The organism is Clostridium sp. MCC328, from assembly GCF_018785465.1.
GTDB classification, from domain to species: domain Bacteria; phylum Bacillota; class Clostridia; order Lachnospirales; family Lachnospiraceae; genus Pilosibacter; species Pilosibacter fragilis.
Genome location: NZ_WQPW01000016.1, coordinates 1 through 22,090, shown reverse-complemented (window position 1 = coordinate 22,090; position 22,090 = coordinate 1). Strand labels below are relative to the sequence as shown.

The window sequence follows — 22,090 nt, the reverse complement described above, 5'->3', positions numbered from 1 at the left end:
TCCTGTGTGCCATTTACCCGCCCAGGAAAACGTGCTATACTCTATGTACTTGTCCTCCCACCGCCAACTGGGAGAATTTAGCAGTTACCAGTTATCAGTACAGAGCAGTGTCCGCATGCATCACCGATGCGCTGCACGCGTTTTATATGCCGGACATAAGGAGATTCACTATGAAAATGAAAAGCGGAAACGAACGAAAAAAAATCATCCGGGAACTCCTGAACAGGACTGATCAGGAATTTACAGATGAAGAGCTGATCCATCAGCTGATCATGACAAACATCACAGAAAATTCCAATGAGACAGAAAAGCTGTCCTTCGGCCAGAGAGCATCCGACGCAGTAGCGAAATTTGCCGGAAGCTGGGCATTTATCTTCAGCTTTATCGCTGTCATGGTCGGATGGATGGCTGTCAACGTTATCCTTGGAACGAAGGCCTTTGATGCCTACCCGTTTATCCTTTTAAATCTGGTACTTTCCTGCATTGCTGCCATTCAGGCTCCCCTTATCATGATGAGCCAGAACCGACAGGAGGCAAAGGACAGACAACGCGCGGAAAACGACTTTAAGGTCAATTTAAAGAGTGAACTCATTATCGATGACCTGCACAAAAAAATGGATCTGATCATCGAAAACCAGAAAAAGATCAACCATCGTCTGGATATGCTGGAACAGACCGGCAAGGCTATAGACACGCCAAAATCTGGATCCCCTATCCACAATGCTTAATACAAAATAAGAATGTGCCTTGGCACATTCGCGCGGTCACTTGCGACAATCTACATCTTCACGCAAGTACACAAATATTCCGCAGTACAGTTTTTCTGTACTGCGGATTTTATACAGGAGAGTTTTATTATGGCTGCTGAAAATGATCTCGGCCGTGACGACATAAAAAAACTCGTCGTCCGGATCGCAATTCCCAGTATGCTGGCACAGTTTGTCAGCGTCCTTTACAGTATCGTAGACCGCATGTATATCGGAAATATCCCCGGCTCCGGCGACATGGCACTGGCGGGGGCCGGTGTCTGCGGTCCGGTAGTCACTATGGTCGGCTCCGTCGCGTTTCTCGTGGGAATCGGCGGTGCCCCGCTTATGAGCATGAAGATGGGACAGGGCGATAAAGAGGCCGCCGAGCGGATCCTCGCCAACTGTTTCCTCATGCTGGCAGTATGTTCCATCCTCATGGTGGCCTGCATCTACCCGATCCGCATTCCGATGCTGCGGTATTTCGGTGCCAGCGATATCACACTGCCCTACGCAAACGCATATTTTACGATATATCTGACCGGAACTGTATTCGCCCTAATGTCCACAGGTATGAACCAGTTTATCATCTGTCAGGGCTTTGCAAAAACCGGCATGTACTCCGTCATCCTCGGCGCGGTGCTGAACATCATTCTGGATCCAATCTTCATCTTCGGCCTCCACATGGGCGTCTCCGGTGCCGCCGTCGCAACCGTCATCTCCCAGATGGCGAGCTGCGCTTTCGTCCTGAGGACACTGTTCGGGAAAAATATGCCGGTGCGCATCACCTTCGGCGGTTACAGCTGGCGGCTGATCCGCAGAGTGCTCACCATCGGCTTTACCCCATTTATCATCATCGCCATGGATAACGTCATGATCATCACCATGAACGCGATCCTGCAAAAATACGGCGGTGCGGAGCGCGGAGACCTTCTGATCACCTGCGCAACCATTGCCCAGAGCTTCATGCTCGTAGTCACCATGCCTCTCGGCGGTATCACCAGCGGAACTCAGGCTGTTCTTGCCTACAATTTCGGAGCCGGAAAGACCGACCGCGTAAAAAATGCGCAGAAGTACATCTTTAGCCTTGCTGCGGCATACACCGCTCTGCTCTTCGTCCTTGCGCGTACCATCGGCGGCCTGTTTGTCCGTCTCTTTACAGCAGACCCGGTCGTTGCCGCAGAAGCGCTCCGGGCGATCCGGATCTTCACTCTGGCGATCATCCCGCTGGCATTCCAGTATGAGATCGTCGACGGTTTCACCGGTCTTGGTCAGGTACAGGTTGCCCTGCCGCTTTCCTTCTTCCGAAAAGGCGCATACTTTGTATCCCTGTTCCTGCTTCCCGCGATGTTCGGAGCTGAAGCGGCGTTTTACGCAGAACCGGTATCTGATATCCTTGGACCGATTGCTTCGGTGATCGTGTATCTCACTTCGATGAAGAAGGTTCTGGCGAAAGCCGGGGCTAATTAACCGGTTCCGCCAAAACTAAGTGTAAATACGCAAAAACAGAGCATATATCTTCGCATGCCAATGTTTTACATAGGTTATGGTTGAATATATGCTCTGTTTTTTATGTCTGCAGACAGTTTACACTGCCATTTTCTATCTCAATTCAGGCGGCAGCAGAATCAGTCATCATTCTCTTCACTCTCAGTGATCGTATATGTGAATCTCTTTCTCGCCATCTCATCGCTCTCAAGGTACTCGTCGTAGGTCGTGATCTTATCGATCAGCTGGCCGTTGATGATCTCCATGATACGGTTTGCAGTCGTCTCTACGACCTGATGGTCACGGGAGGAGAAGATGATCACGCCCGGGAACTTCTTCATTCCGTTGTTCAGGGCTGTGATGGACTCCATGTCCAGATGGTCAGTCGGCTCATCAAACATCAGTACGTTCGCGCCGGAGATCATCATCTTGGAGAGCATGCAGCGCACCTTCTCACCACCGGAGAGAACTTTTACCTTTTTTACGCCGTCTTCACCGGCAAACAGCATTCTTCCGAGGAATCCGCGGACATATGTGACATCTTTTTCCGGGGAGTACTGGGTCAGCCAGTCTACGATCGTATCATCATTGTTGAACTCTGCGCTGTTATCCTTCGGGAAGTACGCCTGAGTCGTTGTGAGGCCCCATTTGTAGCTTCCGGAATCCGGCTCCATCTCACCGGAGAGGATCTTGAAGAGTGTGGTCTTCGCAAGCTCGTTCGGTCCTACAAGGGCAACCTTGTCCTCTCTTCCCAGGGTAAAGGAAATATTGTCGAGAACCTTTACGCCGTCGATGGTCTTTGTAAGTCCCTCAACGGAGAGAACCTCGTTTCCGATCTCACGGGCCGGACGGAAGTCGATATACGGGTATTTTCTGCTGGACGGGCGGATCTCGTCAAGCTCGATCTTCTCTAACGCACGTTTTCTGGATGTCGCCTGCTTGGACTTGGAAGCGTTGGCGGAGAATCTCTGGATGAACTCCTGCAACTCTTTGATCTTCTCCTCTTTCTTTCTGTTTGCTTCCTTCATCTGCTTGATCATCAACTGGCTGGACTCGAACCAGAAATCATAGTTTCCGGCATAGAGCTGGATCTTGCCGTAGTCGATATCAGCGATCTGCGTGCAGACTTTATTTAAGAAATAACGGTCATGGGATACCACGATAACAGTATTCTCAAAGTTGATCAGGAACTCCTCAAGCCATGCGATCGCGTCGAGATCCAGATGGTTCGTCGGCTCATCGAGGAGCAGGATATCCGGGTTTCCGAATAATGCCTGGGCGAGGAGAACTTTAACCTTCTGCGGTCCGAGAAGGTCTTTCATCGTTTTATAGTGGAGGTCTGTCTCGATACCAAGACCGTTTAACAGGTTCTCAGCGTCGGACTCCGCTTCCCATCCGTTCATGGTTGCGAACTCGCCTTCGAGCTCTGCAGCCTTGATTCCATCTTCGTCTGTGAACTCTTCCTTCATGTAGATCGCGTCTTTTTCCTTCATAATGTCATAAAGGCGCTTATTTCCCATGATAACGGTATCGAGAACTGTGTACTCGTCGTATTTAAAGTGGTCCTGCTGTAAGAAGGAAAGACGCTGACCCGGAGTGATCGCAACTTCACCGTTTGTCGGCTCGAGCTGACCGGATAAGATCTTTAAAAATGTGGACTTTCCGGCACCGTTGGCACCGATCAGACCATAACAGTTTCCTTCTGTGAATTTAATGTTTACGTCTTCAAATAAAGCTTTTTTTCCGACACGGAGTGTCACATTATTTGCACTAATCATTTTCTAAATCTCCTTTTAACTGACAAGGGGTATCTGTGAAATGCGCCTTAGCGCATCCCCCGCGCCGGGCACAAACAGCCTGCCTCGGATCTAAACCCTGGCAGAACTTAAAACGATAACCTTCCGCAAATGTCTCCAGCCTGCCGGTCAGTTATCAAAGTCCTTCTTATTCTATTAAAGAACACAAGTTTTTGCAAGGCTTTTCGCGAAAAAAGCCTGTTTTTCAAGGAAAAATCCTATCCAACAAAAGAACTGCCGCTCCAAGTACAACTCGGAACGGCAGTTCTCTTAGTTTCTCTTCTATTCGAATTAGAGTTTAACTACGTTAACAGCGCGAAGCTTCTTGCTGTTCTTCGGATCCTGCTCTGTGTCGAAAGTAACCTTCTGGCCCTCTTCAAGAGTCTTGAAGCCGTCGCCTACGATTGCGGAAAAGTGTACGAATACGTCGTCGCCGCCATTATCGTTGGAGATGAATCCGTAGCCTTTCTCAGAATTGAACCACTTAACTGTACCGTTGTTCATTTTGGTACCTCCATAAAAAATTGAATTTTTCCGTACTAAGACTATTGGAAATCCCCACACATCGCTGTTGGTCTTTATTTCAAAAAACTCACATGCTTTTGTAATTCATCGTATCGCGCAAATGACTTACAAAAACATGTGAGTTCAATAGTGCATCGGAATTAACTTAACAATATCACACTTCTGGTCTTGTGTCAATCGAATTTCCAAGAAACGGGCGGTCTGTTTTATCCTTACGAACCGCCCGTTTTTCCTTATTTCTCGGCACTGTGCCGCGTACCGCAAACATCTGTTTTTCTCGACAAAAATTGACTTTTCCCTTCGGTAATTCTACCGTGATTTTTGTATTTTTTTCGATCTAAAACCGTCCGAATGTATCGACCAGCCATGACAGATGGTTGATATGATCCTGCGTCAGCTCGCCCGGTTTCATTCTCCATCTCCAGTTGTTTCCCACCGTACCCGGCGTGTTCATTCTCGCCCAGCTATCGAGCTTTAAGACATCCTGCGCCTGGAAGATCACAACGCTGGCTACAGACGCGTAGGCGGTCTTTAAGACCTTGTCTACGACCTCATGCTGATGGGAGACACCCATGTAGTCTGCGATATACTGCAACTCCCACCACTGGCGCGCCTCCGGCTTAAAGTAGCCCACCAGAGTCTCGTTGTCATGGGTTCCGCCGTAAACGACGGAATTCGGGGAGTACATATGCGGCAGGTGCTCGTTGAAGCGGTCGCCGCTGAAGGCGAACTCGATGATCTTCATTCCCGGATATCCTGTCTCCTCAAGAAGCTCCTTGACCTCCGGAACAAAGATTCCAAGATCCTCCGCGATGATCTTCGTGTCACCGATGACCATGTTGATGGCATCTGTGAGCTTCTTTCCAGGTCCCTTTAACCACTCGCCTGTCTTTCCGTCCTCGGAACCCGCCGGAATCGCGTAGTACTGGGTTACACCGATAAAGTGGTCGATACGGACCACGTCATACAGGCGGGCAGACGCTTTCATGCGCTCCTTCCACCATGCGAAATCGGTCTTTTCCTGAACATCCCAGCGGTAAAGCGGATTGCCCCAGAGCTGTCCCGTCTCGCTGAATGCGTCCGGCGGAACTCCGGCAACCTTGATCGGAGTCAGGTTCTCCTCATCCAAAAGGAATAACTCCGGGTGGGTCCAGACATCCGCGCTGTCAAGTGCCACGTAGATCGGAATATCACCGATGATGGAGATTCCCTGCTCATTCGCATATGCGCGGAGCTTTCCCCACTGCTGGTAGAATTTATACTGTAAAAACTTCCAGAAGTCGATCTCGTCCTTCAATTCCTCGCGGTAGGACTCCACCGCTTCTTTCTTCCGGAACCGGATATCTTCCGGCCATGCCAGCCATTCTTTATTATCAAAATGGAACTTTAACGCCATGTAAAATGCGTAATCATTCAGCCAGAACCAGCTGTCCATACAGAACTTCTCGTAGCCCTGTTCCTCGCGGTACTCACTTCTCGCGTACGCCTTTTTCAACAGTGGAAACCGGTACCAGAACACCGCGTCGTACGCCACCTGGGTCGGATTATCCCCCCAGTAACAGGCGTTGATCTCGTCCTGTGTGAGAAGTCCCTCCTTCACCAGGGTATCCAGATCGATAAAGTACGGATTTCCCGCAAAAGCGGAAAATGACTGGTACGGGCTGTCCCCGTAGCTTGTCGGTCCCACCGGCAGAACCTGCCAGTATTTCTGTCTTGCTTTCTTTAAGAAGTCCACGAAATCATAGGCCGCACTGCCAAATGTACCGATTCCGTATGGTGACGGCAGGCTTGACACCGGCATCAGAATTCCGGCTCCGCGCTCCAGCATTGTCTTCATATTTGTATCCCCTTCTGTCCGGCAGATCCCCGCCTGTTTGTCTTTTACCATTCAGCATTTTACCGTCCATAACGGCTCACAGCCCGGCACATATTATGCGCAGGGCTGTTGCTGATTTCTTCTGTATCGTCCACCTTCTACACTCCGCTGTTCATGCCATGCGCAGACAGCAACAGAAACTTTCTGGTGAATTAACGATTCTTCTTGATTCTCTCGTCGTTTTCAAGGACTTTCTTCGCGATCATGATAAAGTGGAGCTTGAAGTTATCCTCTGTATCGTTTACGTCAAGTCCGGTATTGATGCGGACCATATTTAAGCTTGTCTTTACATCATCCTCAGACATTCCGAGCTGTCTTGCAGTCTCAGCGATGTCCTCTTTGCATTTGTAGTATTTCGCGAGAACCCGCTTCTCAGTCTCACCGAGCTGTTTTAAAACGGTTCTGGTAAGGCGGTCACCGAAGTTTACAACCATCTGGTTGATGCTGCTGTAAATCTCCATACCCATGTATTCAAGGATCACACGGTCTTTCTTGAAGATCTCGCCGGCCTTTACCGCATCCTGGGCATTGATGTATGTATGCTTGATTCCCTTGATTCCGCTCTCGATCGTACCGATGCCGACGCGGATCTTTCTGTCAGAATTGATCTTTTCTACCTGCTCAAGGGCTGTCTCCTTGATCTGCGGGATCAGGTCACGCATTGCGGATTTGTCGTTCATGATCAGGATCACGCATACGCCGCTGTCGCAGGTGATAATCTGCTTTCCACCGATCTTCTTGTTGATATCGGAGAGAGCGATGATCGCGTTTGCCGCGTCTGTGAGCTTCTCACGGTCTTCCGGTTTTACATTCATATCAGACGGATACTGGAAAGAGACCGCCATAAAGGTGTCCATATCCACGTCGAAACCAAGCTGTCTTCCAAACTGTTTTACCAGATCCTCGTCCTCGTAGTATCCGATTACGATGTCATTAAAATAAGCCGATAATGTGATATCTGTCGTGTTCTTGTTCATGAAATACACCCCTCATTTCTATATATTCGCCGCCGCTCTTTCTGTCCCTTCACCGGATCCGTATGCGGCGGACAATGCTCTCCGGGAAAGCTTAATTATAAGAAAAATCTTCTTATTTGTCAAGATGTCTGACAATATTTCTCAGTATTGCTATGACTTTTTGCAATTTTGAAAGATACCAGCAGTAAAACCAGCCTTCAAAATGATTTTCCATGGATTTTATCTCATTCCAGATGCATTTAGTTTACATAACTTTTCAGAGAAATTGCCTGATGCTGTCGTTCTGAAATTAACTCAGCATCTCACCTATCTTTTCCAACGTATCCGCCTCGTAATCCACATGCACCCCGGCTGTATTCTCCTGATGGTGCGGGTTGTACCACAGGGTATCGATTCCGGCATTGTTTCCTCCACGGATGTCAGAAGTCAGGGAGTCACCGATGATCAGCATGTTCTCCACGTCATTTCTGCCCATCTTTTTAAAGCAGTAATCGAAGTACTCCTGCTGCGGCTTCTGGTATCCGGACTCCTCTGAAACATAGATTCCCTGAAACAGTTTATCCAGTCCTGCTGCCGCGAGGCGTTTATACTGGGTCTCAGCGACGCCGTTTGTAACGATATGAAGCTCATAGCGATTCTTTAAGCCATTAAGGAGGTCCATGACTCCGTCTAAAAGAAACGCACTCTCATTTAATGTCTGGCGGTACAATCCATCGACCTCAGCGCCATTTACCTTGATTCCGAAGTCACTGAAGAAATCCTCAAATCGCAGGCTTAACACCTGCTCTCTCGTAAGTTCCCCGCGCTCCAACTTCTGCCAGTAGCTTTTGTTCAGATGGTGGTACTTCTGCATGTTCTCCTCTGTAGCCGGTACGCCAAAGTGGGTGAGTACCCGCTCGATGCCGATCTTCTCCGCCTTGTCGAAATCCAGAAGTGTTCCATCCACATCAAAAAGAAGCACCTGGTATTTTTTCATAACTTGTTTGCTCCTGTTCTTTATTTCTCACAATTCTCAGCTTTGCCTCCTCCTGCATTGCTGAAAACCGCTGCACTCCCCGGATCCAGCTCCAACCGGACTCTCTGAGTCTTATCAGCCCGATGCCAGGGAGCTCTGCTGTATGTTCTTAATCCTTGTATACAATCTTTCCACCGCAGATCGTATACTTCACACGACCGAAAAGCTTTGTTCCGATAAACGGCGTGTTGTGGGACTTGGACGCGATCTCATCATCTGTAACGATCCATTCCTCGTTCTCATTGAAGATCACGATATCCGCATCTTTGCCCTCCGCGAGATATCCCTTATCAAAATGGTATAATTTCGCCGGATTCACGCACATCTTCTCCACAAGCTGCATGGTAGTCAAGTGGCCTTTCTTCACAAGCTCTGTCACCGCAAGGCCGAGAGCAGTCTCAAGACCAATGATTCCACTCGGTGCTTTCCATACCGGAAGAACTGCCTTTTCCTCCGCGCTGTGCGGAGCGTGGTCGGTGGCGATCATATCGATGGAGCCGTCCTTGATTCCTTCAATAATTCTCTCGCGGTCCTTCGCGGTTCTAAGGGGCGGGTTCATCTTCGCCATTGCGCCATGTTCTAAAACAGCAGTCTCATCTAATGTGAAATGGTGAGGTGTGACCTCCGCTGTCACGTTTGCTCCAAGCTCTTTCGCAAGCTTCACAGCCTTTACGGATGTGGCGGAGCTGATATGCTGGATATTGACTGACGCGCCTGTGTGCAGGGCGATCATGCAGTCACGGGCCACGAGAGAATCCTCAGCAAGTGCCGGGGAACCTGTGATTCCAAGCTCTTTTGCGACTGCACCTGCGTTGATTCCGTTCTCGGAGATGAATGCCGGGTCTTCCTCATGGAAGCTCAGCGGTACATTTAACTCTTTCGCCTTCTTCATGGCCTCGTAGACGAGTTTCTCGTTCATCAGCGGGATTCCATCGTCCGTAAATCCAACAGCTCCTGCTGCCTTTAAGGCGTCCATATCCGTGAGCTCCTGCCCCTTCATTCCAACAGAAACGCATGCGGCCGGAAGAACATTGATACCTGTCTTCTCTCCTTCTGCGATGATATATTTTACGGTCTCCACATTGTCTACCGGCGGTTTTGTATTTGCCATGGTGACAACCGTTGTGTATCCGCCCTTTTTCGCTGCGGCGGAGCCTGTCTGGATATCCTCTTTGTATGTAAGTCCCGGATCGCGGAAGTGAACATGGACGTCAATGAGGCCCGGCGCTACGACACAGCCGTCTGCGTCGATCACCTGCTCATAGCTTCCATCATCTTCCACTTTTCCGATGGTCTTTATCTTTCCCCCCTCAAGGACAACGTCCAGGATCTCGTCGGTATTGCTCTTTGCATCCACTACACGCCCGTTTTTAATCAGAATCATTTTAACTCCTCCTGTTTTATCTGTTTCTATGTTTCCTATCTCTGACCGGCTGCTGTTTTTCTTTTCAGCAAGAATGTTTTCCTTCATCTCTGCCTGATGTGTGAATTTTCATATGTCTGGCCGTCGGACCTTTTTATCACTTTCTTGTCGGCACGATCTCCAGCCAGTAATTATCCGGATCTGTGATAAAGTAGATCCCCATTTTCTCATTTTCAAAGCAGATGCATCCCATCTCTTTGTGCTTTGCGTGAGCCGCCTCAAAATCATCTACCCGGAATGCAAGATGGAACTCATTGTCTCCAAGATCATAGTGATCCTTCTCCCAGTCCCTGAGCCATGTGAGCTCTAACTGGTGCGGTGTCACGCCGTCTCCGAGGTATACCAGGATAAAGCTCCCGTCCGCCGCTTCTTTTCTTCTTACTTCCTTTAATCCAAGCGCTTCCTCATAGAATTTTAAGGACTTGTCAAGATCTGTAACGTTAAAATTGTTGTGCGCAAATGTGAATTTCATGGTGTTCTCCTCTCAATTTATATTTGTTTCACATTACGATGTCGGGGACAAAAGAATCCCTGTATAATTATGTAAAATATCATCCGGCTGGATTGCGTCCGATACCATAGAAATTTCAAGCTTATACTCTGTTCCCTCTTCGCCAATCGAGCCATGTACCGGTACATACCGGTCAAAGCAGACATTTTGTTTTTTCTTTGTTGTGACAATTAACGAAACGTACTCTTCCGTTGTCAGAAGCTTGTAGTAAACATCTTCTTCCGGAAATGTATTTCTCGCCCGGTCGATCATATCTGCATAGTTGTAATCTTCTGATCCATCATCCGAACCGGACCTTTTTCCGTTGATCGCAGCCTGCAGCTTTTCTAAAACAGCTGCCGTCCTTGCCTCATTTTTCCTTTGTTCGATTTCTGACGCAATACTCACCTGCAGTGAAATGATCAGTACGATTCCTGTCATGCCAGCTATAGTCGTCAACCATACAGCGATTATCTTTGATTTCTTTTTCTTCTCGTCCTCTCTTGTAAGCCGGGTACAAGAAAATTCTTTTACAAAGGATGGCTGATTTTTATTTCCGTAAGCAATAATGGCATCTATCGTGTCATATCCCTCTTCAACACTGTACTTTCTCCAGACAGCATGCTCTGAATAAAACTTTTCCAGCCTATCGTAGAAACGCGGGAACCATCCCGTGTACCGCTTCCTTCGAATGAAAAATACGCTGATTCCGCCAATAAGAATCGTAAAATATCCGACTCCTATCACCCCGTAATAAAGGCCTTCTATTTTCGATACCTGTTTTTCCGGCAGTATGGCAAGGAAATGATACTCACCATCCGTTTCCTTCTCCCAGTATGTCTGAAGCCTGTTTCCGTAAGAATACTGTACCGGATCCATTCCAAGTTCGGCAAGTGTATACTGTACATGCTCACCTTTATTTGGATCTTTCAGACGCAATGACTGTCCATCTTCCTGTACAACTGCGATGACATTCTTTTTTCCTGTGAGTTTATAGCCCGTTATGCTCTGAAAAGGATCATACAGCCCAGCACCGAAAAACCATGTCAATGATAAGATCATATAAATAACGAATAGTGTTATGAGTTCTTTCCACACGTTATATTTCAATGACTTCTCTATCATTTCTTTTTCGTACTCAGGAATTCCAGGTAATGTAATGTACCAGGAAGCAAACCGTTCTCTTTTCGCTTCTTCATCCATCACTTTTCCGATATTTATTGAGGTCGCAAGCTGCATTTTATTCCCCCTCTCAGATTTCCCAGCCTTCTCCCTCTTCATGGATCTCAACGATCCTGTCACGGTATCCCGCCGAACACGGCATTTTTTTCAGCCGCTCCGCCACATCGTATTCCCCCCAGAAGTGCATCGGGAAAATATGTTTCACGTCGACTTCCTTCACGAAATCATCGATTCCCAAGTAAAAATATTCACCGAGTCTCGGATCCAGCGGTAAAAACGCAATATCCGCCTTCCTGCCATGCATCTTTGCGATCTCCTCCCGGTAAGCCTTCGTCATATTCTTATTCCACTGCGGATCTTCCCCATCCCAGTACCAGTGGTTTAAATCTCCGGCATGGTAGATCTCCAGGCCATCCACACTGCACCAGAACGCGACGCCCTCATCCGTGGACTTAAATCCCTCGACCTTCAGCGTTCCGTCATCCAGTATCTGCCCCGGATTTAAAAATTCTGTCTTTCCTTTACAAGATTCCGGAACCCGCTTGCTCCAGATATCAAATGCCAGAATATAATGGATCTTCGGATGTTTCTCCTCCAGTTCAAAGATCACCTTTGAAAAATGATCCGGATGTCTGTGACTGGCGAACACATAGAGCGGTTTTTCCTCCGAAAACTCCGGCAGCTTCCCCTGGAAATAGTCAAACAGCAGGTACGCCGACTCCGTCTCCACGAGAAACGCGCTGTGATGAATGTATGTGATCTTCATGTCTTAAAACCTCTTTCCGCACTTCGGGCAGTATTCAAAGTTTTCCTTCGTCTCATAACCGCAGTTCGAACACCGCTTCAACGGCACATCCCAGGCCGGGGCATCATGTCCCTCTGAGACGAGCGTCAGATCTTCCTCCCGGATCGAAACATCCTCTCCCGCGGCGATCCGCTTTCCGACTTCCTCATTCAGCTGGTAGACAGTCCCGCAGCAGCTTGTCTTCACATAATATTTCCGTCCCCATTTAAAGATCGGAATAAAGAAAAAGGACAGGCACATATAGGTCATAAACACCTGATACCGTCCATATCTCCCGCAGCGGCCACAGATCATCGCCGCCGCGTTATAAACCAGCTCTTTTGTCCCCTGAGTAATTCCGCCAATAAAAAACATTGGGTTCCTCCAGTAATCTTATTTTAGTAGCCTAAATTTTCCCCAACGATCACAACCTTGATCCGTCCGTCATATCGGGATCTCCGTGTGACAACAATCGAGCAGCACATGCAGTCCGGGGACTGACAATCCATGCAGACTCCCTTTACACCACATGGCGTTTTCCGGCCGGTAGCATCTGCAATGATCGGACAAGCCTGCGTCTGGATCCGGTCGATCCCATCCTCAATACTCCGCACTATCTTATTCATTCCGACAACAATGATCACCTGTCTGGGTCCATGGATCAGACAGGCCACACGGTTTCCCGCACCGTCAATATTGACCAGTTCGCCTTTTACGGTGATCGCATTCGTTCCCATAAGGAAACAGTCCGCACTGCAGGAGCCGAGATATGAAGGATTTCCCATCGTCTCTTTATCTTTCATCGGATAATCCCGCATCTCATGTCCGGATTTCTCCAATTCAGCCAGAATCCCCAGCTCCCGGACCGATGCCGAGCCGCCCCAGCCGATGGAAGCACCGGGTTCGATCAGCGAGAGTACCGTTTCCACTGCCTCTTTCTTATCCCGGCAATAGATTCCCTCCATATTTCTTTTTTTCAAATTACAAATGACATTTTCTGCCATCCGTTTTTTTGCATCCTCCAACATCGTACCTCTCTCCTTTATAACTGCCTGACCATCGTTTTTCCGATGCTTCGCATTTCAAATCGACAAAATTCACCATTACCACTGTATTGTACGGAATTTTCAATTCAGAAAATTTCGATCCGTATACAGTAACCACTTTCTCAGTGCTAATTGTAGCATACTCTTCCCATATCTTGCAATTCCTGCTCAAATATTTTATACTGGAATCCATCAGCATGTTACTGTTCGTGCCTTGCGCAAACAGTGGCATCGGCGTCCATCCGACCCGCTGCGTGACTACCTGAAACACAATTTTATAAAAGAGGAAAATATTTTGAGTATAAACCCAATGATGTTTCTGCAGTTCAAAAACTCCTGGCAGACCTTTACAAGAAACCACCCGAAATTCCCGGCTTTCTGGCGTGCGGTCTACAAACATGGCATTCAGGAAAACATGATCATCGAATTTAAGGTTACAGAACCGGACGGCAAAGAACTCGCCTCCAACATCCGCGTGACCAAATCCGATCTGGAACTTTTTGAGAATCTGAAAAAAATGATCACAGACCAGTAAGTCTTTTTCTTGCAATTCGTGTACGAGTATTCTATACTTTATATGTCAGTGTCAGGCGGGAAAACGCCGCGCTGATCACACTTCCCCGGTTTAAATCCCGGATCTTTGCTGTCACTGTCAGGATCTCCGGTATTGTAAACTGTGGTATTCAGTAACTATTCAGTAGGTCTGCGCATTTACTGCGCTGATCGTAAGAAAACTTAGACTAGAAGGCAAAAATCATATCGGTACAGCCGATTTAGAATGGATTTTTGCGCGTAACTGTGAGGGTACTGAACAGTTACGGTATTCATTTAATCATGGAGGACAAACTTATGCTGGAAACTGGAATAAAAGGAAGACAGGAGGTTGTTGTCTCTGACGCAAACTCCGCAAAAACAATGGGAAGCGGCACACTCGACGTGTTCGCGACACCGGCTATGACCGCTTTAATGGAAAAGACCGCCTGGATGAGCGTTGCTGATCAGCTCGACGAGGGCTGCGGTACTGTGGGTACACTCTTAAACGTAACACACGACGCACCGACACCGCTTGGAATGACCGTATGGTGCGAGACTGAACTTGTCGAGGTAGACGGACGTCGTCTCGTATTCGATGTTGCCGCTTACGACGCCAAAGGAAAGATCGGCGGAGGCCGCCACGAGCGCTTCATTATCCAGAACGAAAAGTTCCAGGCGAAAGCGAACAAGAAGGCACTTGCTGAATAATTTTTTGTCTCCCGCCATCTCTAAATTTGGCGGGAGACAACTTTCTTTTTTATTTCATAAATATTCTTCTGATGTTCAATTCGTTTTAATCTGGTTCTTTTAATCTTTATCAAATCTTTTGATTCATGATTTATTAACCTTTTTTATTTCTAAATTACAATTCTATTGACTTATTGATATATATCTCATATCATATAAGGAGACACACAAAACACCAAAGAAAGAATTATTGACCGCACTTTTGAGAAAAAGAAACTATATTCAGAGGAGGGAACATGCATGACACTTCAGGAATATAAAAAACAGAAAATGCAAAATCCAGATTTTTCCGCCGCATATGACGAGATTCAACCGGAAATGGATATCATCCGGGCAATTATCGATGCCAGAATCAGTCAGAACATGACGCAAAAAGAACTTTCCGAAAGAACAGGAATCAACCAGACTGAGATCAGCCGTCTGGAAAACGGAAGTCGAAATCCATCCATCAAACTGCTTCAGCGCCTTGCCGAAGGAATGGGAATGACTTTAAAAATTTCTTTTGTTCCTAGGCAGACCCGCTGACCAGCCAGGAGGTACTCTATGATTTCAAAAAACTTAAAGAACTTCAACCTCCGCCAGATCGCCGACTCCGGTCAGTGTTTCCGTATGATTCCCTGTGCCCCGAATGATCCACAGACGGCTTACCGGGTCATCAGCGGCGGACATTTTCTTATTGTGGATCAGAATAGAGATGAGGTGATTTTTCACTGTCCCAATGACGAGTTTGCATTCTGGGATCATTATTTTGATCTTGGGACGGATTATGGTGCTTATATCCGCGCTGTTGACCCTGCGGATGAATATCTTTCAAAAGCGGCGGCTTTCGGCAGTGGAATACGGATCCTGAACCAGGATCTCTGGGAGATGATCATCACCTTTATTATCTCACAGCAAAAGACAATTCCGGCGATCCGAGCGCTAGTGGAGGCGCTGAGTGAGAAATATGGAACGCGGTATGAGTTGTCTTCCGGATATTATTATGCGTTTCCAACTCCTGAAGAGTTAAACCACGCCTCCCTGGATGATCTCCTCGCCTTAAAACTCGGTTACCGTGCCAAGTATATCAAGCGGACCTGCGAAGACGTCTGCTCCGGAAAGATGGATCTTGACCGTCTGCGGGGACTGAATTATTCCGACTCCATGGAAGCTCTTCTCTCCTGCTACGGAATAGGCGTCAAAGTTGCCAACTGCATCTGCCTCTTCGGTCTGCACCATATCGGTGCCTTCCCGGTGGACACCTGGATCAAAAAGATCCTGCTGCGGGAGTATGCCCCGAAAAGCCGCTGCACCAGTCATGTTCCCGAATCACGGCTCTGCGAGGCGCTGATCGAAGAAAATTTCTCGAAATATCCGGGGTTCGCCGGTGTACTGCAGCAGTATATCTTCTTTTATGAGAGAGAGTTCTCATCAAAAGCAGTCCAGACTGCTAACGTCTAGGACCTGCTGCCGGCAGCTTCTTCCAGATGCACGACTATAAAAAGCCACCGGAATGATAATTTTCACTTTCATCCCGATGGCTTAATATTTACTCTATTTCCCGTTCCAGCACACATTTCATGTGCCGGCACCGGCAATTTCTATCTCTTATTTGATCTCATCCGCAATGTCATAGATCAGCTTCTCCGTATCATCCCATCCAAGACATGGATCCGTGATGGATTTTCCGTAAATATGCTCGCCGATCTTCTGACTGCCCGGCTCTAAGTAGCTCTCAACCATAACGCCCTTGATGAAGTTGTGGATCTCCTCCGAGTGACGGCGGCTGTGAAGAACTTCCTTCACGATACGGATCTGCTCCATGTAACGCTTGTTGGAGTTGGAGTGGTTAGCGTCAACAATGCAGGCCGGATTCAACAGCTCCCGCTCCTGATACAGGCTGTAGAGAAGCTCCAGATCCTCATAATGATAGTTCGGCAGGCACTGACCGTGCTTGCTGACTGCGCCTCTTAAGATCGTGTGCGCCAGCGGATTACCCTTTGTCTCAACTTCCCATGTGCGGTAGATAAAATCATGACCATGCTGTGCAGCGTAAACGGCATTTAACATAACACCGAGGTCGCCGCTGGTCGGGTTCTTCATTCCAACCGGAACGTCCATACCGCTGGATACAAGGCGGTGCTGCTGGTTCTCAACAGAACGCGCACCGATCGCGACATAGGAAAGTACATCGGAAAGGTAGCTGTAGTTTTCCGGATACAGCATCTCATCGGCTGTCGTGAATCCATAATCCTCGATCACGCGCATATGAAGCTTACGGATCGCTACAAGTCCTTCGTACATATTCGGCTTCTTCTCCGGATCCGGCTGATGAAGCATTCCCTTGTATCCGCCGCCTGTGGTACGCGGCTTATTTGTGTATACACGCGGTACGATAACCAGCTTATCCTTAACCTGCTCATTTACCTTGGCGAGGCGGCTCATGTACTCACATACAGCGTCCTCGCGGTCCGCGGAGCACGGTCCAATGATCACGAGGAACTTTTTGCTCTTTCCCGTGATAACATCCGCAACCTCTTTATCTCTTGCCGCTTTTAACTCCACGCACTCCGGTGTCAGCGGAAATTCCGCCTTGATCTGCGCCGGTGTCGGAAGTAAACTTTTGTAATTGAATGACATAATTTTCTCCCCCAAAATATTATTTTCATGTAGATTCAGCCCTGCCTTTCTATATCGAATATGAACCGCGAACCAACTGTTCCAGACTGCATCATTCAATATCCAAATGCTGGCAAAACCAAATCATCACCTTTTAAGCACGTATTTTATTTTTAAGCACTTTATCGCTTTTAACTGCTGATGTGTCCATTTCTAAAAATGTCCCGCGCTGCACATATGTCAGTGCGGGACATTTATTATTATAGTACACTTTTTTTAGGACTTCAAGTACTTATGTCTCTATATTCCTTTTTTTCGATGCTCCTTCCTCAATCTGCTTGCGTCCCGCTTGCCCGCATATATTTTGCATACTTTTTCTGGTAAAACAAAAACCTCAGAATCCTTATAAACAAAGGCTTCTGAGGCTCTCATAAGAGAGGCGGCAACCAGATTTGAACCTCCTGTCATCTCTCGAAACCCAGATAAAGAAAGGAGTTTACATGCCGATTGATGCTTGTGTTTGCGGGCGCAAACAGTGCGCAAACACATAAATCTCACCTTTTCTGGCTCTAAGTTCATTTTTTCTGATTTAATATACCGGTACATTGTAATGGTGCGTTGTTTATAAAAATGTCTCAAAAAGATATAAATTTATGTAATCGGAGGGTCACAGTCCCTACGCAGAGGGGCAAACCGCCTGCCATGTTGCGCAATTAGACGGTGCTGCTTGAGACGGATATCTAAGCGGACATTTTGTACTGGGCATATTTCTAGCAAAACTTGCAACCCATTTTATGGACCAAATACAACGAGGCTGTCGCATTAGCAATATTTTTGCTAGGCGACAGCCCCATTTATTATTACATTTGTAATGTAGCGGCCTCTTCAGAGTGCACGGATGGAAATGGAATGACATTTTCTGGAAGATGCTGTTCAGCTTCCCATAGTGTCAATTTCTGTTGCATATTCATCCAGCTCTCTGGAGAAGTATTCGTTGCTTTCGCGATGCGAATTGCCATATCAGGGCTTAGCATTGCTTTTTCATTTACAAACTCTGACAATGTCTTTCGACTGACCCCAAGCATTTTGGCAGCCTCTGTGATGGTAAGACCCAGCGGCTTTATAACATCTTCCAGGAGGACAGCTCCCGGATGTGTTGGTTTTCTATTGGTCATACATGTTCCTCCTTCTAATGATAATCTTGGTAATCTAGGAGATACGCATCCTGTCCTTCAAAATAAAATGTTAATCTCCAGTTGCCATTAACAGTAACAGCCCACATATCCTGTTTATCTCCTTTCAGAGGATGTAATCGATATCCTGGTAAATTCATATCCTGTGGACTTATACTTGCATCAAGACGATCAAGCATTCTTCCTAGTTTTGGCGCATGCTCTGGTTGGATTCCCTTCTTGGAACCACTTTCATAAAATTCCCTTAAGCCTTTGTGTGCAAATGATTTAATCATATTTATATTATACCGTGTAACGTTATGGGTGTCAAATAAGAAAATATAGTTCAGAAAAAATAAGATTCAGAAATTTTCCAGTTACCGTTTACTTGATAAGCATATCTGATGAACGAATGTGCGGAAGGTTCCTGGGAGCATCAGTATCCCGGACAGCATCCACGCCTGGTTCAGGCCGGGGAGATCAATCCATCCTGTAACCACAAAATAGAAAAACCCCGGAGTTGCAACCTCCGGGATTTTTCACATATTACTTGAGCACTTTTGTCGTTTTTGCCTAACGGCAGCCTAACATTAGTATAACATGTATGTTTTTTTCTGTATACCTAATAGTTTCCTTTTTTAATTTAATTTCTCGTATAATTAAAATAATCGCGCCATTCGAATTCTGTACGGTATCATTGTATTGCGATTATTACGGAAATGGTGCATTCGCATGTTACCCAGGCGCGCACTGGAAAGAGCTGTGCTTTCCGCATGCAGGGGGGGGAAAATCTCCCATGTTTATTTGCTCCCCGATATGCATCCTGTTAATGAAATTTTTTATGGTATGATTTCTTTATATAACAGAAAAAAAGCCATGAGGTGATCAACGATGAAAGAAAAATTTTTAATGGACCTGATCGGTTGCTATCGGGAGTATTTTCCGGAAAACATACCTGTTGAATGCCGAAAAACAGCGGCATTGATAGTATTCCGCTTTGCAATTCCAGATGAGGAATTAGATCATATATGTAAGTTGCTTATAGAGACTGAACTGGGAGAGCTGGAGTCGGCCGTGTATCAGGCATATCGCTTTTATATCAGCGAACCGTTCTGAGCGGCACTTGCATATATTTTACTGCACCAGGATCTTCCACTGTCAGAGGTCAGATATGGATTAACTGATGCCAGGCAACAATCCAGAACCAGAATCCGGAATACAAAAAAGGGAGAACAGTTCGTTGCAGAGCAGATGCAACGAATTGAGCGGATTAACCGGAATCTGCTTTTACTTAGTGAGGAAATACAGGCGGGCGAAGATTCCCACAATATTTAAAGCCGGATGACTACACGTAATCATCCGGCTTCTTTAACTGCTTAAAATAAATCGGTTGTAAAAAACATTTTCTGAGATGCGGATATTCTGGACTTCAGATCTGAAGGTATTTGAAAACTTTCCCCCTTTACTCTATGCCTAACGCTAAAGATATAAAACAAACAATATAGTTAAGCGAATAGTATTACTACATACACATATAAAAATGAATAATCCCTTACATTTTAGCCAAAAACTTACAGCGTTTTTATGATTTATTTACAAATATTGCATATTCAAAATAATTATGATAAAATTTACACACAATAAATGATGCGCCTAATTTTGAAATATTTAAACGTGAAAGGAATGATGCCAATGAATAAATGAACTTTTTTGAAGGAATTACTAATGACGGTGTTCCGGGATGGAATGTGGGACCTGTTTATACAAAATTGTCATAAGTATAAGAGGGTGAATACTGATGAACAAAAAATTGCATATATTTTTTTCTTTAACATCCTTTGCTTATATGCTATCTGTTAGCGTATATTTGCTTAATAGCTTTATAATGTTAAATGATACTATTTTTGCGGTTACCAGAATTTTAATGATATGTTGTTTGCTTATATTTTTACTGTTTGGATTAAAATTAAAAACAATTGCAAAAATAGAAGGGAATAATCAAACGCTAACCAAATTTCAACATATTCAAAAAGTATGGAGCATAGTCATAATAACTAGCCTAATAATTCTTGTTTTTAGAGATTTTGTATGAATATTATAGGGGCTGTTGCATTAACAAATATTTTTGCTAGGCAACAGCCCCTGTTCTGTAATGGAGCGGTTTCACCAGAATAACTTTTAACTTGGCACTTCACTACAAATAGAGATGATTCATCCAGCCTTGAGAATGGCAGATCCGGAAGCTTGAGCTAATTTCCGTTAGCATTAATTATAAGCAGTTCGATTTTAAGCCTGTAAATACGCAAATAACCCCTTACACAGAGGCAGATCGGCTACGGATCATTGAGCATTTATCCGGTGAGACTGACTTCTACTCCCTGGCCATTCTCTTTGATTTTCACATGGTACTGCGAATCGGAGAACTAAAGGGATTAAAATGGTCCGACATTGATGGGGATTTCATACGTATACAGCGCTTTATAGATGACAAGAACCGTGTCATCAATTCCATTAAGGGCAACACAGCAGATGGAATTCGCTCTATGCCGCTGACACCTGCAACAAAAGCGATTCTTAGCCAGGTCCGGAAGTTACAGCCTGACGATCAGGAATTTATTTTCTATCGTGGCGACAGCCCTTTGGCAACCGTTACCTTCAATCGGCATTTGAAAAAATGTTGTGACGAATTAGGGATTGAATACCGTTCCTCTCATAAGCTGCGTTTCTCGACAGCATCTATCATGTATAAGAACGGTATGGAAGACACCGAATTACAAAAACTGCTTGGACATACGACGCTTTCCATGACACGACACTATTTATGCAATATCACTTCCAACGAAGAGACTGCAAATAAAATGGCCGCTATCCTTGGTTAAAGGTATAGCGACCATTTTACTAACCTAATGAGAGAGTTATGAATGGCTGTTTGCGCAAAAAACTACTCTTCAAAATATTTTTTACGAGAGATAACTGAGACAAAGGATCTTATTGATCCGCAAATTTTTTATATGTATGAGCGGATCAATAATATTCATTGCCATTGATAGGCCCGCTTGCGCAAACGATATATAGTCTCTTTAATGCATTGGAAATGTGCCATATTCAAGATCAAATCAATTTATTGTATGAATATAGATAAATAACTGCCCATACAACACATTGTTTTCAGACCGCAAACACGCGCAAACATCAAAATTATAAGGCAAAAACCCCAGAACCCTTATAAATAAAGGATTCTGAGGCTCTCATAAGAGAGGCGACAACCAGATTTGAACTGGTGATCAGGGTGTTGCAGACCCACGCCTTACCACTTGGCTATGTCGCCATATTTAGTTAAATGACCCCAACGAGGTTCGAACTCGTGTTACCGCCGTGAAAGGGCGATGTCTTAACCGCTTGACCATGGGGCCTTAAATATATACTACCATATTTACATGCCTCTGTCAACCGGGTAGTATTACCAGTCATCAGGTTCATCGGATAGTACGAAAAAAGCTCCCCGAGTAGGACTCGAACCTACGACAGCGCGGTTAACAGCCGCGTGCTCTACCGACTGAGCTATCGAGGAATACTGAAGGAACATACCTTCAAAACCACATATTGAAATCCATCTTCACCGTTTCATCAACCAACCAGACCTTCCTGGATAAGCCCTCGACCGATTAGTAACAGTCAGCTCCGTACATTA

Annotated in this window: 22 protein-coding genes and 3 tRNA genes; 8 read left to right on the top strand and 17 right to left on the bottom strand. The window is 46.1% G+C overall.

The features are described 5' to 3' along the window. Positions 1-170 precede the first annotated feature (170 nt). Together GPK83_RS02860 and GPK83_RS02855 are read left to right on the top strand one after the other, a co-directional pair. Positions 171-728, top strand: coding sequence for a DUF1003 domain-containing protein (locus GPK83_RS02860; RefSeq protein WP_117503695.1), 558 nt, complete (start codon positions 171-173; stop codon positions 726-728). A gap of 129 nt (positions 729-857) precedes the next feature. Beyond that, the gene (locus GPK83_RS02855; protein ID WP_215703956.1) at positions 858-2,216 is read left to right on the top strand and encodes an MATE family efflux transporter; all 1,359 of its coding nucleotides are present in this window, start codon (positions 858-860) and stop codon (positions 2,214-2,216) included. Between the two features lie 158 nt (positions 2,217-2,374). Here GPK83_RS02855 and GPK83_RS02850 read toward each other — a convergent pair whose 3' ends face one another. From GPK83_RS02850 to GPK83_RS02800, 11 genes are all read right to left on the bottom strand, one after another. After that, positions 2,375-4,012, bottom strand: coding sequence for an ATP-binding cassette domain-containing protein (locus GPK83_RS02850; protein WP_117470501.1), 1,638 nt, complete (start codon positions 4,010-4,012; stop codon positions 2,375-2,377). A 309-nt stretch (positions 4,013-4,321) separates the two neighbouring features. Then, positions 4,322-4,534: a cold-shock protein gene (locus GPK83_RS02845; protein ID WP_015552243.1), complete on the bottom strand. Its 213-nt coding sequence runs from the start codon at positions 4,532-4,534 to the stop codon at positions 4,322-4,324. A 358-nt stretch (positions 4,535-4,892) separates the two neighbouring features. Continuing rightward, on the bottom strand, positions 4,893-6,392 hold the full coding sequence (gene malQ, locus GPK83_RS02840) for a 4-alpha-glucanotransferase (protein ID WP_117470581.1): 1,500 nt from the start codon (positions 6,390-6,392) through the stop codon (positions 4,893-4,895). A gap of 191 nt (positions 6,393-6,583) precedes the next feature. Beyond that, positions 6,584-7,408 (bottom strand): hypothetical protein, encoded by an 825-nt coding sequence (locus GPK83_RS02835; RefSeq protein ID WP_117470500.1) that lies wholly within the window; start codon positions 7,406-7,408, stop codon positions 6,584-6,586. 289 nt (positions 7,409-7,697) lie between these two features. After that, positions 7,698-8,384 carry a YjjG family noncanonical pyrimidine nucleotidase gene (locus GPK83_RS02830; RefSeq protein ID WP_117503693.1) on the bottom strand — a complete coding sequence of 229 codons (687 nt, stop codon included), beginning with the start codon at positions 8,382-8,384 and terminating at the stop codon, positions 7,698-7,700. A gap of 148 nt (positions 8,385-8,532) precedes the next feature. Further along, complete coding sequence (locus tag GPK83_RS02825) at positions 8,533-9,807, bottom strand: dihydroorotase (RefSeq protein ID WP_215703955.1); 1,275 nt, start codon at positions 9,805-9,807, stop codon at positions 8,533-8,535. Positions 9,808-9,943: 136 nt separating this feature from the next. Further along, entirely contained in the window at positions 9,944-10,318 is a 375-nt protein-coding gene (locus GPK83_RS02820; RefSeq protein WP_015552238.1) for a VOC family protein, read from the bottom strand. A gap of 33 nt (positions 10,319-10,351) precedes the next feature. Then, a complete protein-coding gene (locus GPK83_RS02815; RefSeq protein WP_215703954.1) occupies positions 10,352-11,398 on the bottom strand; it encodes a hypothetical protein in 1,047 nt (348 codons plus the stop codon). Between the two features lie 190 nt (positions 11,399-11,588). After that, on the bottom strand, positions 11,589-12,284 hold the full coding sequence (locus GPK83_RS02810) for an MBL fold metallo-hydrolase (RefSeq protein ID WP_117470496.1): 696 nt from the start codon (positions 12,282-12,284) through the stop codon (positions 11,589-11,591). Positions 12,285-12,287: 3 nt separating this feature from the next. Continuing rightward, the gene (locus tag GPK83_RS02805) at positions 12,288-12,677 is read right to left on the bottom strand and encodes a zinc ribbon domain-containing protein (RefSeq protein ID WP_117552473.1); all 390 of its coding nucleotides are present in this window, start codon (positions 12,675-12,677) and stop codon (positions 12,288-12,290) included. Positions 12,678-12,700: 23 nt separating this feature from the next. Beyond that, the gene (locus GPK83_RS02800) at positions 12,701-13,330 is read right to left on the bottom strand and encodes a lactate utilization protein (RefSeq protein ID WP_117552472.1); all 630 of its coding nucleotides are present in this window, start codon (positions 13,328-13,330) and stop codon (positions 12,701-12,703) included. 313 nt (positions 13,331-13,643) lie between these two features. Here GPK83_RS02800 and GPK83_RS02795 point away from each other — a divergent pair, with 313 nt between their 5' ends. From GPK83_RS02795 to GPK83_RS02780, 4 genes are all read left to right on the top strand, one after another. Next, positions 13,644-13,883: a hypothetical protein gene (locus GPK83_RS02795; protein ID WP_242994064.1), complete on the top strand. Its 240-nt coding sequence runs from the start codon at positions 13,644-13,646 to the stop codon at positions 13,881-13,883. A gap of 314 nt (positions 13,884-14,197) precedes the next feature. Then, positions 14,198-14,590, top strand: a complete 393-nt coding sequence (locus GPK83_RS02790) for a thioesterase family protein (protein WP_117470492.1) — start codon at positions 14,198-14,200, stop codon at positions 14,588-14,590. A 279-nt stretch (positions 14,591-14,869) separates the two neighbouring features. Next, on the top strand, positions 14,870-15,154 hold the full coding sequence (locus GPK83_RS02785; protein WP_015552232.1) for a helix-turn-helix transcriptional regulator: 285 nt from the start codon (positions 14,870-14,872) through the stop codon (positions 15,152-15,154). Between the two features lie 18 nt (positions 15,155-15,172). Continuing rightward, positions 15,173-16,069, top strand: a complete 897-nt coding sequence (locus GPK83_RS02780) for a DNA glycosylase (RefSeq protein ID WP_215703953.1) — start codon at positions 15,173-15,175, stop codon at positions 16,067-16,069. Between the two features lie 147 nt (positions 16,070-16,216). On the opposite strand, the gene GPK83_RS02775 is transcribed toward GPK83_RS02780, so the two are convergent. The 3 genes from GPK83_RS02775 to GPK83_RS02765 form a co-directional block, all read right to left on the bottom strand. Then, positions 16,217-17,248: a 3-deoxy-7-phosphoheptulonate synthase gene (locus tag GPK83_RS02775; RefSeq protein ID WP_015552230.1), complete on the bottom strand. Its 1,032-nt coding sequence runs from the start codon at positions 17,246-17,248 to the stop codon at positions 16,217-16,219. 839 nt (positions 17,249-18,087) lie between these two features. Continuing rightward, positions 18,088-18,402, bottom strand: coding sequence for a HigA family addiction module antitoxin (locus GPK83_RS02770; RefSeq protein WP_015552229.1), 315 nt, complete (start codon positions 18,400-18,402; stop codon positions 18,088-18,090). A 14-nt stretch (positions 18,403-18,416) separates the two neighbouring features. Further along, complete coding sequence (locus GPK83_RS02765; protein ID WP_015552228.1) at positions 18,417-18,695, bottom strand: type II toxin-antitoxin system RelE/ParE family toxin; 279 nt, start codon at positions 18,693-18,695, stop codon at positions 18,417-18,419. 595 nt (positions 18,696-19,290) lie between these two features. On the opposite strand from GPK83_RS02765, the gene GPK83_RS02760 reads away from it, so the two are divergent. Together GPK83_RS02760 and GPK83_RS02755 are read left to right on the top strand one after the other, a co-directional pair. After that, positions 19,291-19,515, top strand: coding sequence for a hypothetical protein (locus GPK83_RS02760; RefSeq protein ID WP_117515968.1), 225 nt, complete (start codon positions 19,291-19,293; stop codon positions 19,513-19,515). A gap of 1,118 nt (positions 19,516-20,633) precedes the next feature. Continuing rightward, on the top strand, positions 20,634-21,278 hold the full coding sequence (locus GPK83_RS02755; RefSeq protein ID WP_345941762.1) for a site-specific integrase: 645 nt from the start codon (positions 20,634-20,636) through the stop codon (positions 21,276-21,278). Positions 21,279-21,656: 378 nt separating this feature from the next. Here GPK83_RS02755 and GPK83_RS02750 read toward each other — a convergent pair. From GPK83_RS02750 to GPK83_RS02740, 3 genes are all read right to left on the bottom strand, one after another. Beyond that, positions 21,657-21,727: transfer RNA gene (locus GPK83_RS02750), tRNA-Cys, on the bottom strand. A 13-nt stretch (positions 21,728-21,740) separates the two neighbouring features. Beyond that, positions 21,741-21,812 (bottom strand) — tRNA-Glu (locus GPK83_RS02745). 85 nt (positions 21,813-21,897) lie between these two features. Further along, positions 21,898-21,970, bottom strand: a tRNA-Asn gene (locus GPK83_RS02740). Positions 21,971-22,090 lie beyond the last annotated feature (120 nt).